This is a genomic window from Nonomuraea sp. NPDC004580, assembly GCF_040609855.1.
GTDB lineage: Bacteria > Actinomycetota > Actinomycetes > Streptosporangiales > Streptosporangiaceae > Nonomuraea > Nonomuraea salmonea.
Map to the genome: position 1 here is coordinate 23,396 of NZ_JBEXLH010000075.1, position 14,129 is coordinate 37,524.

Below are 14,129 nucleotides of genomic sequence, written 5' to 3' on the forward strand. Positions count from 1 at the left end.
TTCTTCGTGATACCACGCCGGTGCGCCGTGATCGCAGTGCGCCGCGCCACTTACCGGGCGGCCGCGACGGCGTACCGGGTGGTGGCCCAGGCCGCGTACAGCAGGGGCGAGACAAGCAGGAGCAGGCCGGCCACGGGCTTGACCAGGACGACCGCGACGGCGAGGCCGAGCACGACGAGGCTCGCCGCCGCGAGGTACCAGCGGCGGGCGATGAGGAACAGGCAGGGCAGCACCAGGCCGCGCAGCCGGACACCCGGCTCCCCGGCGAAGGTCAGCAGCGCGAACGCCACCGCCGCGACCAGCGCCGCCGCCGTGCAGAAGAACGGCACCAGGGCCGGGCCGAAGGAGGTGCCCGCCACGGCGACCGCGTCCACCGCGAGCACGGCCACGGCCGCCCCCGCCGCCGCCCACACGGCGAGGGCGCGCCGCCACCCGCGCCGGTAGCCGCCCCAGAAGGCGCGCAGCACGCCGGTGTCGCCCTCGCCGAGCGCCTCGAAGCAGCCGAACGCGCCCGCCAGCGCGGGCCCGCACAGCAGCGACAGCACCGCGAAGAACGGCCACGACGCCAGCGGGTCGCGCACGACGGCCAGCGCGAGCAGCAGCGGCGCGCAGGAGAGCGCCAGCAGCACGTTCGTCATGAGGCCGGCGTAGACGGTCGAGAACACCTTCTCGTACGTCTCCTGCCGGGCGGGCCGCAGCAGCCGCCGCGCGACGCCGCCCTCGGAGACGTTCCCCGGCGCGCTCATCCCTTGAGCCCGCTCGTCGCGATGCCGCGGATGAAGTACCGCTGGCCGAACAGGAAGATCACCAGGACGGGCAGCACCGACAGCACCGACCCCGTCATGATCATCGCGTACTCGGCCTCGTACTGGCCGACGAAGGAGCGCAGCCCGAGCTGCACCGTCCACAGCTCGTTGCTGGTCAGGTAGATGAACGGGCCCATGTAGTCGTTCCAGGTGTTGACGAACGTGAGCAGCGCGAGGCTGGCCAGCGCCGGTTTCGACAGGGGCAGCATGATGCGGCGGTAGATGCCGTACTCGCTGAGCCCGTCGATGCGGGCCGCCTCGCACAGGTCGTCGGGGATCGACATGTAGTACTGCCGCATGAGGAACACACCGAACGCGCCGAACGCCTGGAGCAGGATGATCGACCAGTAGGTGTCGGTCAGCTCGGCGCGCTGCATCATGATGTACTGCGGCACCATGTACGCCTGCCACGGCACCGCGATGGTCGCGATGTAGGCGAGGAACAACCCGTCCCTGCCGGGGAAGCGCACCTTGGAGAAGCCGTACGCGGCGAAGCTGCCGGTCAGCACCTGCAGCGCGGTGATCGTGACGGACAGGAAGGCCGAGTTGCCGAGGTAGGTGAGCAGCGGGATGCGGTCCCAGATCTCCACGAAGTTCGACCAGCGCAGCTCCTCGGGGATCCACTGGACGGGCACCGTGAAGACCTGGTTGTCGCGTTTCAGCGACGACGACACCATCCACGCGAACGGCACCAGCACCAGGGCGGCGATCACGATGAGGCCGGCGTAGGCGGGGACGGTGCGGAGCAGCCGCCGGCCCCGGCTGCTCCCTGCGGCCTTCGGCAGCGCGGTCATGTCACGCTCCTGCGCTCGTTGATGCGGAACTGGACGACGGTCACCGTGAGCACGATGAGGAACAGCACCAGCGCGATGGCCGAGGAGTAGCCGAACTGGCCCTCCCTGATGCCCTCGCGGTAGACGAGCTGGGCCAGCACGAGCGTGCTGCGACCAGGACCGCCGTCGGTCATCACCACGATCAGGTCGAGCACCTTGAAGCTCTGGATCGTCAGCATGACCAGGACGAAGAAGGTGGTGGGCCGCAGGCACGGCAGCGTGACGCTCCAGAACCGCTGCCACGCGCCGGCGCCGTCCACGGTGGCGGCCTCGTAGTACTCGCGCGGGATGGTCTGCAGGCCGGCGAGGTAGAGCACCATGTAGTAGCCCATGTCCCGCCACACGCTGGTGATGATGACGGCGGGCATCGCCCAGTCGGTGCCGGCCACCCAGCGGGGCGGCTCGCTGACGCCGAGCACCTCCAGGAACTGGTTGACCGGCCCTGAGGTGGGGTTGAACAGCATGTTCCACACGACCGCGACGGCGACCAGCGAGGTGACGTACGGGAAGAACGCGGCGGTGCGGAAGAACTGCACGCCGCGCAGCTTCCTGTTGAGCGCGAGGGCCAGCCCCAGGGCGACGGCGAGGGTCAGCGGGATGTGCCCGGCCGCGTAGAAGAGCGTGTTGCGCAGCGCGACGTGGAAGTTCTCATCGCGCAGCAGCCGCTCGAAGTTCTCCAGCCCCACCCACTCGGGGGTGCTGTAGGAATCCCAGTCGAGGAACGCCAGCGCGAACGCCGCCGTCATGGGCACGAGGGTGAACAGCGCGAAGCCGATGAAGTTCGGCAGGATGAAGCTCCAGCCGACGAGGATGTCGCGCCAGGCGCGCCGGCGGGGCGGTGCGGCCGGCAGCGGCCGCGTCGTTGCCTGTGTCGTTGCCTGTGTCATGGTGTCCTTCGGAACTCTCCGTGAGACGCCGGGAGCCCGGACGGCGGCCCGGGCCCGCGACCGCCCTAGTTGAGCACTTCGCTCTTGACGCGCTCGTTCATCGTGCGGATGCCGTCGGCCACCGACTTGTCGTTGACCATGATCAGCTCGTGCTCCTCGTTGAGGATCGTGTCGATGTCGGAGCTGTTCTCGCTGACCGGCATCTCCAGCGTCACCTTGTCGGGGACGAACGCCTTCTTCGACAGCTCGTCCTCCGGCATGCCCTTGAGCCCGAAGTACGCCTCGGTGATCTCGGGCGTCTGCAGCGCGGGCACCACGCCGACCTTCGTGATCGCCTCCGCCCCCGCCTTGCTCGCGGCGAACTCGACGAACTTCTTGGCCGCGTCGGCGTGCTCTGAGCGCTTGTTGACGGCGAACGCGGTCGGCGAGCCGAACGTGGTGACGCCGGTCGTGCCGGGACGCTGCGGCATGGGGGCGAGCCCCCACTCGACGTCGGTCGCGCCCTTCGCCTTGGCCTCCAGGATGCCGGAGATGTACCAGGTGCCCATGGGCATCAGCGCGGTCTTGCCGCTCTCGAACTGGGTGCGGTAGTCGGCCTGCTGGGACTTGGCGGTGCCGAAGTCGAGCACGGCGCCGGCGTCCTGGAGCCCCTTGGCCACGTTGTACTGGTCGGTGAAGAACGTGTAGTCGCCGCTGAGCTGGTCGCCGCCGGTCTGCGCGGCGGAGATGGCCTGCACGACCGAGCGCCAGGTGTGGTGGTAGGCGCCGTACACCTTGTCGCCGCCCTCACCCTGCGTCAGCTCCTTGGCGAGCTTGGTGTAGTCGTCCCAGGTCAGCGGGTCGGGCAGCTTGGCGCCCGCCTTGTCGAGCAGCGTCTTGTTGTAGTAGAGCAGCCAGAAGTCCTGCCGGTACGGCAGTGCGTAGTACTTCCCGCTGACGTCGAAGGCGTCGAGGCCGGCCAGCTTGCTCGTGTCGGCCGACCTGACCAGGTCGGTGAGCTCCAGCAACTGGTTGCGGCTGGAGTAGCGGGAGTAGTCGATGACGTTCTTCATCGTGATCACGTCGGTCTTGTCACCGCCCGCCAGCATGGTGGTGACCTTCTCCGGATAGTCGTCGGCGAGGATGTCGACCGGCTTGATGGTGATGTTCGGGTTGGCCTGCTGGAAGGCGTCGAAGAGCGCCTTGAACTCGGGCGTCTTGGCCAGGTTCCACACCGTGACGCTCAGCGTGATCTTGCCGTTGGGGTCGGCCGGCTCCGGGTCGCCCGAGCCGCAGGCCGCGAGGGCGAGCGAGAGCGCCCCTGCCAGGGCCAGGCCCTTGACCGCCTGCCGCCGCGCCCCGCCCTTGCCTGACGTGATCATTGATCCGGTCTCCTCTCCGTCGCTGGGGGGTTGGTCAGGCGCTGACGGCGAACTCGGCCGGCGTGACGGCCGTACGCAGCGGCAGGCCGGCCAGGTGGCGTTCGAGCTCGTCGAGAGCGCTGTCGCTCATGCGCCGGGTCTCGCTGCCCAGCGAGCCGGCGATGTGGGGGGTGATCATGACGTTGGGCAGCTCGTACAGCACCGACTCGGCCGGGAGGGGTTCGGGGTCGGTGACGTCGAGGATGGCGTCGAGCCGCCCTGCGGCGCACTCGCGCTCCAGCGCGGCGGTGTCGAGCACGGCGCCGCGCGCGGTGTTGATGACGGTGGCGCCGTCGGGCAGCGTGGCCAGCTCGGCCGCGCCGATGAGGTGCCGGGTGGCGGGCAGCGAAGGGACGTGCAGGGTGAGCACGTGGCTGCGGCGCAGCAGCTCGGGCAGCGCGACCAGGCGGCCGCCCGCCGCGCTCACCTCCTCCTCCGCCGCGTACGGGTCGGCGACCAGCACGTCCATCTCCAGGCCGCGCAGGCTCCGCACGACCCGGCGGCCCACCCGGGAGAAGCCGACGACGCCGACCGTGCGGCCCCTGTTGGTCAGCTCGCCGCGCCGGGCGGCGTAGGACCAGTCGTCGCGGTGCTCGCGCGCGTCCTGGGCGAGGAACGGGGCCTTCTTGCCGGCGAAGATGACGGCGGCGAGGGTGAACTCGGCGACCGGGATGGCGTTGGCGTCGGCGGCGCTGGTGACCACGATGCCGCGGCGCCACACCTCCTCGGTGACGAACGGGCGCACGGTGCCGGCGCAGTGGAAGACGGCGCGCAGGCGGGGCGCGTCGGCCAGCCGCTCCGTGGTCAGCGGCGGGCAGCCCCACGAGGTCAACAGCACCTCGCTCTCGCGCAGGCGGCGCCGCGCCGAGGAGGTGTCCAGGTCGTCGGTGCAGATCGGGTCTCCCAGCTCGGCCAGGCCGCGCAGCCGGTGCAGCTGCCGCTGCCCGAACTGCAGGCGGTACGTGGCCGGGTCCATGACCAGCAGGGCGTGGGGGCGCGTCATAGGGACGCGCCCGTGTGCCCGTTCGATCGGCCGGCGACGCGGGATCTGCTGTTCAACCTGATGCTCCTCGGGTGTGAAGGGTCTGCGGGGGTCTCGGCGCGTGGCGGCATGACGGCACGGCCAAGAGGAGGACGCCTGCGGTTCCGATCGGCATACGATCAGCTTTGTTCATCTGTGATCGGCTGGCGTTGCCTTGGAGTTAAGCGTGACCGCATCGAGCTCGTCAAGAGGCAATTCAACTGGTCCGATCAGCAACGCTCGTGTTAGATCACAACTGCTCAACAAACCGGCCGGATGCGCCGGTGACGGCTTGACGGGCCCAGGCGGCGCTGTAACCATCGCGTGAATCCATGGTTACGTAAACATCCCCCCGGCAGGAAGGGACTCGTGAATGGCGCCCCTGGACGACCCGCGGCTGTCACCGTTCACCGGGTGGACGCGCGCGCACTGGGCGGGTCTGGCCGACCGCCTGCTGCTGGCGGCCCGCCGCCACACCTCGCCAGGTCGCGCCCGCGTCTCCTTCCCCGGCAGGCCGGGCGGCTACGGCCCTGACGTGGACGCCCTGGAAGGCTTCGCGCGCACGTTCCTCGCAGCCGGGTTCCGCGTCGCGGGCGAGCGCGGCGCCGACCCGCTGAACCTCATGGAGTGGTACGCCGACGGCCTGGCCGCCGGGACGGACCCGCACGCGCCCGAGCGCTGGGTCCGGCTGGACGAGCACGACCAGGCCAAGGTCGAGGCCGCCTCGCTCGCGCTCGTCCTGCACCTGACCAGGCCCTGGCTGTGGGACCGGCTCAGCCCCCTCGTGCAGGAGCAGGTCGTCGACTACCTCACGCCGGCCATCGGCTCGTGGTACCCGCCGATCAACTGGGTGTGGTTCCAGATCGTCGTCGAGCAGTTCCTGGCCTCCGTCGGAGGGCCGTACTCGGCGGACGACATCGAGGCAGGCCTGGCGCTGACCGACGGCTTCGCCCGCCAGGACGGCTGGTACGCCGACGGCGACGAGCGCGCCTACGACCACTACGCCGGATGGGCGCTGCAGTTCTACCCGCTCATCTGGACCGAGATGGCCGCCGGCAGCCCGGACGCCGGGTCGCGCAGGCCCGTCTACCTGCGGCGGCTCGAACGGTATCTCCAGGACGCGGTGCACCTGGTCGGGGCCGACGGCTCGCCGCTCGTCCAGGGCCGCAGCCTCACCTACCGCTTCGCCGCCGCCGTGCCGTTCTGGCTGGGCGCCCGCTACGGGCTCGGCTCCCCCTCACCCGGGCTGCTGCGCCGGGCCGCCTCCGGCATCGCCCGCCACTTCGTCTCCCACGGCGCGCCGGGCGAGGACGGGCTGCTGACGCTGGGCTGGCACGGGCCGTGGCGGCCGATCGCGCAGTCGTACTCGGGGCCCGGGTCGCCTTACTGGGCGGCCAAGGGGCTCTTCGGCCTGACCCTGCCCGCCGACCACCCGGTGTGGACCGCCGTGGAGGAGCCGCTGCCGGTCGAGCGCGACGACTTCCAGCGCGTCGTCGCCGCTCCCGGCTGGCTGGTCGGCGGGACGCGGGCGGACGGCGTCGTCCGGGTCGTCAACCACGGCACCGACCACGCACGCCCGGGCTCGAACCTCACCGACTCCCCCCTCTACGCCCGCCTCGGCTACTCCACCGCCACCTCTCCCCTGCTCGCCGGCCCGCACGCGGGGCGGCCGCTCGACCAGTCGGTCACGCTGCTGTCCCAGACCGGCGAGCCGAGCCACAGGACCGGCTTCGACACGCTCGGCCTGGAACGGCTCCCCACCGGAACCGTCGCGGGAGCGTCCCGGTGGCGGGCGCACTGGGTGACCCCCGACGAGGACGCCCCCGACCACGGCTCAGGGCGCTCCGGCGAGGTGCGGCTCGGGCCGTGGCTGGAGGTGCTGTCGGTGGTGCGCGCCGCGTGGGAGGTGCGGCTGGTCCGCGTCCGGCCCTCTGAGGAGACGGGACGGCTGCGCGTCGGCGGCTGGCCGCTGCCGGCCGACGGGCCGGACCTGGATGCCGGCTCGGTCGTGAGCAACGGCAAGACCTGCTCAGGCGTGTGGAGCGCCGGGCTGGACGACGGCGGCGTCACCGCGGCCGACGACGCCTCGCCGCTCGGTCACTGGACGCTGGTGCCGTGGCGGGCGACGAGCGGCCCAGCGCGTACGGACGTCTGGTACGACGTCGCCATCCACCTCGGCACGGGCGAGCCCGCCGAACCGCCCGCCGTGTCATGGCACGGCCCGTCATGCCTCCTCACCTGGCCCGACGGCACGAGCGACGCCCTCGACCCCGCCCGCCTGCTGCGCCCCTGACCCCGCCCGCCCCCGAGGCGGGCGGGTCAGGACGACGAGTGGCGGACGATCAGCTGGGGCCCGACCACCACGCGGTGGGCGGGCCTGCCGGGGTCGTGGAGGCGTTCGAGCAGCAGGGCGAACGCGGCGCGCCCGATGTCGGTCTTCGGCGGCCTGATCGCGGTGAGCGGCGGGTCGCACAGCTCGGCCACCTCGTCGTCGTACGTCACCACCGCCAGGTCGTCGGGCACCCTGATGCCGCGGTCCTGGCAGCGCTCGACCAGCGAGATGGCCTCGGGGTCGGAGTGCACGAGCAGCGCCCTGGTGCCCGAGGCCAGGCAGGCGTCGAGCACGTCGTCCAGCGCCCGCGCCCAGCCGGGGTCGCGGCGGTCCACCGTACGGGCCTGGGGCGTGCCCTCTGTCTCCAGCCCCAGCTCCTCGCAGGCCAGCCGCCACCCGGCGCGCACGTGCGGCGCCGTGGGGCTGGTGATCGTGGTGATCAGCCCGACCCTGCGGTGGCCGAACGCGGCGAGGTGGCGCACGGCCATCGCCGCCCCGAGCGCGTGGTCACTGACCACGGACTCCATGGCCTCCCGGTAGGGCCCGACGGCGGCGGCCCGCTCGATCAGCACGACCGGCACGCCCGCCGTCTGCAGCCAGCGGACCAGCTCCTCACCCTCGTCGCTCTCGGTGGTGGGCGCGACCAGCAGGCCGTCCACGCCGACGGAGTCGATGAGCGAGGCGAGCTGCCGCCGCTCGTCGGCCACCTGGTACGTGGCCCCGCGCAGCACCACCCGCACCCCCGCCGCCGCTGCCGCCTCGCGGACGCCGCGGATCACGTCGGGGTAGTAGTAGTCGAGCGAGGGGACGACCATGCCCACCGTGAGCGATGCCGCAGCCTGGCCGGGGGCCTCCGCCGGCTCGCGGGCGGGCGCCGGCTCGGGCGGCTCGGTGAGCGTGGCCCCGCCGCGCACCCGGCGGATGACGCCCTCCTCGGCCAGCAGCGTGATGTCACGCCTGATGGTGATCGCCGAGACGGCCAGCTCGGTGGCCAGGTCGTGGACGCGCATGATGCCGCGCCGCAGCAGCAGCTCCACCAGCCGGTTGCGGCGCTCGTCGGGCAGCCGGCCCGCCGCGTCGGCCGCCGCCTGGTCCTCAGCCGGTGATGCGTCTGTGGCCACGTTGGTCATACTCCTCCTCGCCGACGGCCATAGTACCGATCGAAACTGATCGAAGGTGAGTTAACAAGCCGGAGACCTGATTCGTTCCGGCCTCACCAGGCAAGATCGCGCTCGTCCACCCTGTGGTTATGGCGTACGGGCAGGGGTAGGCGGCCCGGAAGTGACGTCATGTGAAGGGGGGACCCATGACCTCTGGTGATTACTGGCACTACGGCTATGGCCCCATGGACGAATTGCTGGCCAGGTTCTTCGGGTTCGGGCCGCCGCCGTACAACCGGCGGGTCGATCTCGAACGGCTGCTCAGCGAGGACGCCATCGAGCTGCTCCGCACCGCCGCCCAGAAGGCGGCCTCGTGGGGAGCCGGCTACCTCGACACCGAGCACCTGCTGTGGGCCGCCACCCAGGTGGAGTCGACCCGGGCGATGCTGGAGCAGGCGGGGGCCGATCCGGCGGCGCTGGCCACGGAGGTGGAGCAGTCGGTGGAGCAGCGGGAGCCGCGCGAAGGCCCGGTACGCCTGGCGCCCGCCGCCAAGCGAGCCCTGCTGGACGCGCGGCAGGTGGCCAGGGCCACGGCCGCGTCGTACATCGGGGCGCGGCACCTGGTGCTCGCCTTGTCGGCGAACCCGCTGTCGGCCGCCGGGCGGCTGCTGCGCCACGCCAGGCTCACCCCGGAGTCGTTCGTGCAGGACAACAGGGGCGCCGCCGAGCCGATGCCGCACCAGCCGCCGCAGCCGAGCAGCACCCCGACGCTCGACCAGTTCGGCAGAGACCTGACGGCCACCGCCGACGAGGGCGGCATCGACCCCGTGATCGGCAGGGACGACGAGATCACGCAGGCGGTGGAGGTGCTGTCGCGGCGTACCAAGAACAACCCGGCGCTGCTCGGCGAGCCCGGCGTGGGCAAGACGGCGATCGTGGAGGGGCTCGCGCAGCGCATCGTCAGCGGCGAGGTGCCCGACACACTGCGCGGCAAGCGGGTCGTCCAGCTCGACATGGCCGGCCTGGTCGCCGGGACGAAGTACCGCGGCGAGTTCGAGGAGCGGCTGAGCAAGCTGATGGAGGAGATCCGCGCCCACAGCGAAGAGCTGATCATCTTCATCGACGAGCTGCACACCATCGTCGGCGCCGGCGGCGCGGAGGGCGCGATCGACGCCTCCAACATGCTCAAGCCCGCGCTCGCCCGCGGCGAGCTGCACGTCATCGGCGCGACCACGCTGGACGAGTACCGCAGGTACATGGAGAAGGACGCCGCGCTCGAACGCCGCTTCCAGCCCATCCTGGTGCCCGAGCCGACCGTCGAGGACACCATCGAGATCATGCGCGGCCTGCGCGACCGGTACGAGGCCCACCACCAGGTCAAGTTCACCGACGACGCGCTGGTGGCCGCGGTCGAGCTGTCCGACCGCTACATCTCCGACCGGTTCCTGCCCGACAAGGCCATCGACCTCATGGACCAGGCGGGCGCCAGGGTCGCGCTGCACACCAGGACCACCCCCGCCGGCACCCGCGAGATGGAGGAGGACCTGGAGCACCGGCAGCGCGAGAAGGACCAGGCCGTCGAACGCGAGGACTACGACCGCGCCCGCGAGCTGCGCGACGAGATCGCCGCGCTCAAGACCCGCATCGAGGAGACCAGGAGCAGCCGGCGCGGCTTCGCCGAGGTCACTCCCGACGACATCGCCGAGGTCGTCTCCCGCGCCACCGGCATCCCCGTCTCCCAGCTCACCCAGGAGGAGCGCGAACGGCTGCTCGGCCTCGAAGAGCACCTGCACCGGCGGGTGATCGGCCAGGACGAGGCGGTGGCGGCGGTGTCGGAGGCCGTACGCCGCTCCCGCGCCGGGATGAACGACCCCAACCGGCCGATCGGCTCGTTCCTCTTCCTCGGGCCCACCGGGGTCGGCAAGACCGAGCTGGCACGGGCGCTGGCCGAGTCGCTCTTCGGCGAGCAGGATCGGATGATCCGGCTGGACATGAGCGAGTTCCAGGAACGGCACACCGTCTCCAGGCTCGTCGGGGCGCCCCCCGGTTACGTCGGCTACGAGGAGGCGGGGCAGCTCACCGAGCAGGTGCGGCGCAGGCCGTACTCGGTGATCCTGCTCGACGAGATCGAGAAGGCCCACCCCGACGTGTTCAACCTGCTGCTCCAGGTGATGGACGACGGGCGGCTTACCGACGCGCAGGGGCGCACGGTCGACTTCAGGAACAGCGTGCTGATCATGACCTCGAACATCGGCGCGGACATCATCATGGCCCATCCTGGCGAGGGGGCCCGGGGGTTGCGCGGGCAGCTCATGCGGCTGCTCCAGCAGCGGTTCCGTCCCGAGTTCCTGAACCGGGTCGACGAGATCATCATGTTCCGCGGCCTGGAGGCCGAGCAGCTGCGCGAGATCACCTCACTGCTGCTGGACGAGACCAGTCGGCGGCTGCACGCCCAGGGGGTCGAGCTGGAGATGGAGCCGGGAGCGGTGGACTGGCTGGCCCACGAAGGCTACCAACCGGCCTTCGGCGCCCGGCCGCTGCGCCGCATGATCCAGCGCACGCTGGACAACACGTTCTCCCGGCTCCTGCTCAACGGCACCCTCCACGAGGGCCAGCGCGCCCACGTCGGCGTCAGGGACGACGACCTCACCATCACCGTCCTGGACCCCGGCGCCGAACTCGGCCCGGAGATCCGCCCGAACGCCGTCGCCAAACCGGCCCCCCGAGTGCAGCAGGAACAGCGCGAGGAGAACATCGGCCACTACCTCTGACCGAAATGCCGAAGCTGAGCACCTCCGCCAGCCTTGCCCCCGGTCTCCTCGCCCTCGCGCGAACGAGGCGGGACCAAGCTTGGCAGGGCCGTCGCGGGGCTCAGGACGCTGCGACTCATGAAGGCGCGAGCCAGAGTCCTGGGTCGGTGGGGAGGCGCCGCCTTCGGGGCCGCCTGGGCGGGGGCGGAGATACGGGCATGCCTTTTCGCATTTCCTGGGCTATGGTCGGCCGTATGACGGGACCAGGGCTGACCCCACGGGGGTTCATCGCGCCGCGTGGCGGTGTGATGGGCCTGGTCCTGCTGTCCCTGCTCGTGGCCACCACCTTCTCCGTCGCCTGGTACGGCGGCGGCCAGGTGGGCCTGTCCGGCGGGTCCGCGGGGCAGGTGTGGCTCGCCGGCGCGTACAAGGACAAGCTGTCGAGCCTGCCACCGCAGGCGGGCAACGCCCGTGAGCACCACACGCCGTCGCTGTGGCCGCCCCTGCGCGGCACCCGCAACGGCGAGGCCGCCCACCTGGCACTCCTGCCGTCGCCGACCGCCGACGGCCCCGCGATCCGCGACCCGCAGCAGTTCGGCCACCGCACCGCGGGCTCCCGCAGCCCGCCACCGGCCTGACCCCTCCCCACCTCGCGACCCGCGGCCTCGCTGCCGGGAGCCGGACGTATGCGAGCATGCGCCCGCACACGTCTCCGCCCCGGCACACGCACACGCACACGCACACGCACCGACCGTGAACGGCAGCGTCCACCCACCAGTTGAGCGCCGGCACGCTGATCGCGTCTGCGCGTCAGCACGCCAATCGTCTGTGCACGCGTCAGCACGCCGGCTGCGCCGGTGCGTCTCCGTGCACGCCAACCGCACTGACACGTGACGCGCGTCGGCCGGGCTGGCGCGTGACGCACGACGGCTGAGCTGGCATGTGACGCGGGCGAGTCACGTCGGTGTGCGGCTGCGTGGTCGTCGTGGCGCACGGGCGCACGCCTGGGCGCCGGGGCAAGCGTCCGCACGCCCGGTCAACGGGACGCGTATGCGCGCGCTTGACCGTCTGGCGAGCGTCCGCATGCCCATGGCCGCCTGGCAGGTGTCCGCGCACCGGGCTGCTCGGGTGCTGTGCGCCGTCGGTCGTCCCATGGGTGCGGCCGGATGTTCCACCGCCCTCCGGGGCCTGGGCGTCCGGCACCTACGCCCGCATGCAGCGGCCTCGATCGGGACGGCTGAGGTGCCCGGCGCACTTCAGTGCCCTCGTGCCCCGCACGGCGCTGGGCGGCGTGGGGGGGGGGGAGGGTTCGGCGGTCGAGTTCGTGGGGTGGTGGTTGTGCCGTCCCAGTCGCTTCGTCTACAGCAAGGAGCCATCTGTCATGGCCGTGATCAGGTCATTGCATGTCCGCCGTCGTCCGAGGGGGGCGGTATGAGTCTCGGGCGGGGGTTCGTGGCGCTGGATCTCGGGACGGCGCGTACGCGGACGTCGCGCGGGTCCGCGATCGCCGACCGTTCATCGGACGTGTCCGGCGTCGCACCCGAGGACTCCGCCGTACCGATACGCCCGATACGTCATGGGATGGTGGCTGACCCGGCAGCGTGTCTCCGGCTGGTACGCCAGGCGCTTCACGACGCCAGACCTCCTGACGAGCCCCTTGAACAGGTGCTCGTCGGTGTGCCGCTGGCGGCGACCCAGAGTGACCGCCGTGCCGTGCACACCGCGGTGGTCGAGGCCGTCACCGGGCGTCCCGTCACGCGGGGTTCTGTTACGCGGGGTTCTGCTACGCGGGTGCCTGCCGCAGCCGGCAACGGGGCCGGCCGGGTCTCCGGGGCTTCTCCCGGCGAGTTGCCCGGCGGCCTCTCCGGCGACGGCCTGGTCGACGGCGCCCAAGGCGAAGGCCCGGCCGGTGGCGCCCAAGGCGAAGGCCCGGCCGGTGGCGCCCAAGGCGACGGCCTGGCCTCTGGCGCCCGAGGCGGTGGGTGTGGGGTGTGGCTGGTGGATGAGCCGGTGGCCGCTGCTGTCGGGGCGGGGCTGGATGTGGTGGGGGCGGAGCCGTTCCTGCTGCTCGACGTGGGGGCGGGGATCGTGGAGGCGGTCGCGGTGCGTGAGGGCGCCGTGTTCGACGCCGCCGCGCTCCAGCTCGGCGCCACCACCAGCGCGGGCCTGCTGCCGTACGCGCTGGACGGGGTCGTGGAGATGACCGCCGCCCTCGTGCGGCGGCTGCCCGGCGACGTACGCCCGTCCGTGCCGGCCTTGACCGTCACCGGAGGCGGCGCCCGGCAGCGGCGGCTCCTGCACCGCCTGCAAACGGCGCTGCGCATGCCGGTCAACACCGTGCCCGAGCCCGAGTACGCGACCGTCCGCGGCCTGTCCCGCATGGGCCGCCACCCGGAGCTGGCCTCCCGCGTCAGCCGGCAAGGCCGATGAAGAGGGCCGGCGTCCCCGGCCACCCAGCCGGTGAAGCGGGCCGGGGTTGCCCTGGCAGGCAGGAAGGCTTCCGCGGCACTACCTGTCGCGGTTCTCGTTCCACGTACTCCCAGAAAGGGGATCACGTCATGATCGACTCTCACCTCAGCACCGTGCAGTTCCAGGAACTGCGTGAGGAGCTGCAGCAGCAGCTCGAGCGCCGGAGCCGACACCTGCTCGGCCTGCGGGCCGAGGCCAGCGACGGCACCGGGGCGGACGCCCAGTACCAGGAGCTGCTGGTGGACCTGGCCGCGGCCGACCGCGCGATCGCCGAGCTGACGCAGGCGCTGGATCGCGTGGCGGAGGGCACGTACGGCCGCTGCTCGGAGTGCGAGGCGGGCATCCCGTTCGAGCGGCTGAAGATCCGGCCGCTGGCGCGGTTCTGCATCACCTGCCAGCGCCGGTACGAAGCCGCCTAGAACGGGCAGGTTGCGTGGGGGGGGGGGGCGCGCCCCCCCCCCAAACCCTAACCCACGCACAAACCAGGGGAGTAGGGACCCCACCGGGCAAGAGAGTGGGGGGGGGGGCGGT

11 protein-coding genes are annotated in these 14,129 nt (G+C 71.9%); 5 read left to right on the forward strand and 6 right to left on the reverse strand.

All coding sequences use genetic code 11. From position 1 onward, the window contains the following. Positions 1–50: 50 nt before the first annotated feature. The 5 genes from ABZW11_RS40985 to ABZW11_RS41005 all read right to left on the reverse strand — a co-directional run bounded on the left by ABZW11_RS40985 (position 51) and on the right by ABZW11_RS41005 (position 4,929). On the reverse strand, positions 51–746 hold the full coding sequence (locus ABZW11_RS40985) for a hypothetical protein (RefSeq protein WP_355430097.1): 696 nt from the start codon (positions 744–746) through the stop codon (positions 51–53). After that, positions 743–1,600: a carbohydrate ABC transporter permease gene (locus ABZW11_RS40990; protein WP_355430100.1), complete on the reverse strand. Its 858-nt coding sequence runs from the start codon at positions 1,598–1,600 to the stop codon at positions 743–745. Before ABZW11_RS40990 ends, ABZW11_RS40985 begins: the two co-directional genes overlap by 4 nt. After that, positions 1,597–2,526 (reverse strand): sugar ABC transporter permease, encoded by a 930-nt coding sequence (locus ABZW11_RS40995; protein ID WP_355430103.1) that lies wholly within the window; start codon positions 2,524–2,526, stop codon positions 1,597–1,599. Before ABZW11_RS40995 ends, ABZW11_RS40990 begins: the two co-directional genes overlap by 4 nt. Positions 2,527–2,591: 65 nt before the next feature. Further along, complete coding sequence (locus ABZW11_RS41000; RefSeq protein ID WP_355430106.1) at positions 2,592–3,887, reverse strand: sugar ABC transporter substrate-binding protein; 1,296 nt, start codon at positions 3,885–3,887, stop codon at positions 2,592–2,594. Positions 3,888–3,921: 34 nt separating this feature from the next. Beyond that, complete coding sequence (locus tag ABZW11_RS41005) at positions 3,922–4,929, reverse strand: hydroxyacid dehydrogenase (RefSeq protein ID WP_355430109.1); 1,008 nt, start codon at positions 4,927–4,929, stop codon at positions 3,922–3,924. A gap of 391 nt (positions 4,930–5,320) precedes the next feature. Between ABZW11_RS41005 and ABZW11_RS41010 the strand changes: the two genes are divergently transcribed. Beyond that, positions 5,321–7,240: a DUF2264 domain-containing protein gene (locus ABZW11_RS41010; protein ID WP_355430111.1), complete on the forward strand. Its 1,920-nt coding sequence runs from the start codon at positions 5,321–5,323 to the stop codon at positions 7,238–7,240. A gap of 26 nt (positions 7,241–7,266) precedes the next feature. Here ABZW11_RS41010 and ABZW11_RS41015 read toward each other — a convergent pair whose 3' ends face one another. Continuing rightward, positions 7,267–8,400: a substrate-binding domain-containing protein gene (locus ABZW11_RS41015; protein WP_355430114.1), complete on the reverse strand. Its 1,134-nt coding sequence runs from the start codon at positions 8,398–8,400 to the stop codon at positions 7,267–7,269. 185 nt (positions 8,401–8,585) lie between these two features. Here ABZW11_RS41015 and ABZW11_RS41020 point away from each other — a divergent pair, with 185 nt between their 5' ends. The 4 genes from ABZW11_RS41020 (at position 8,586) to ABZW11_RS41035 (ending at position 14,017) form a co-directional block, all read left to right on the forward strand. Then, positions 8,586–11,150 carry an ATP-dependent Clp protease ATP-binding subunit gene (locus ABZW11_RS41020; protein WP_355430117.1) on the forward strand — a complete coding sequence of 855 codons (2,565 nt, stop codon included), beginning with the start codon at positions 8,586–8,588 and terminating at the stop codon, positions 11,148–11,150. Between the two features lie 233 nt (positions 11,151–11,383). Next, on the forward strand, positions 11,384–11,767 hold the full coding sequence (locus tag ABZW11_RS41025) for a hypothetical protein (protein ID WP_355430119.1): 384 nt from the start codon (positions 11,384–11,386) through the stop codon (positions 11,765–11,767). A gap of 1,153 nt (positions 11,768–12,920) precedes the next feature. Continuing rightward, entirely contained in the window at positions 12,921–13,559 is a 639-nt protein-coding gene (locus ABZW11_RS41030; RefSeq protein WP_355430122.1) for a hypothetical protein, read from the forward strand. A 128-nt stretch (positions 13,560–13,687) separates the two neighbouring features. Then, positions 13,688–14,017, forward strand: a complete 330-nt coding sequence (locus ABZW11_RS41035) for a TraR/DksA C4-type zinc finger protein (protein ID WP_355430124.1) — start codon at positions 13,688–13,690, stop codon at positions 14,015–14,017. The last annotated feature ends 112 nt before the right edge of the window (positions 14,018–14,129 follow it).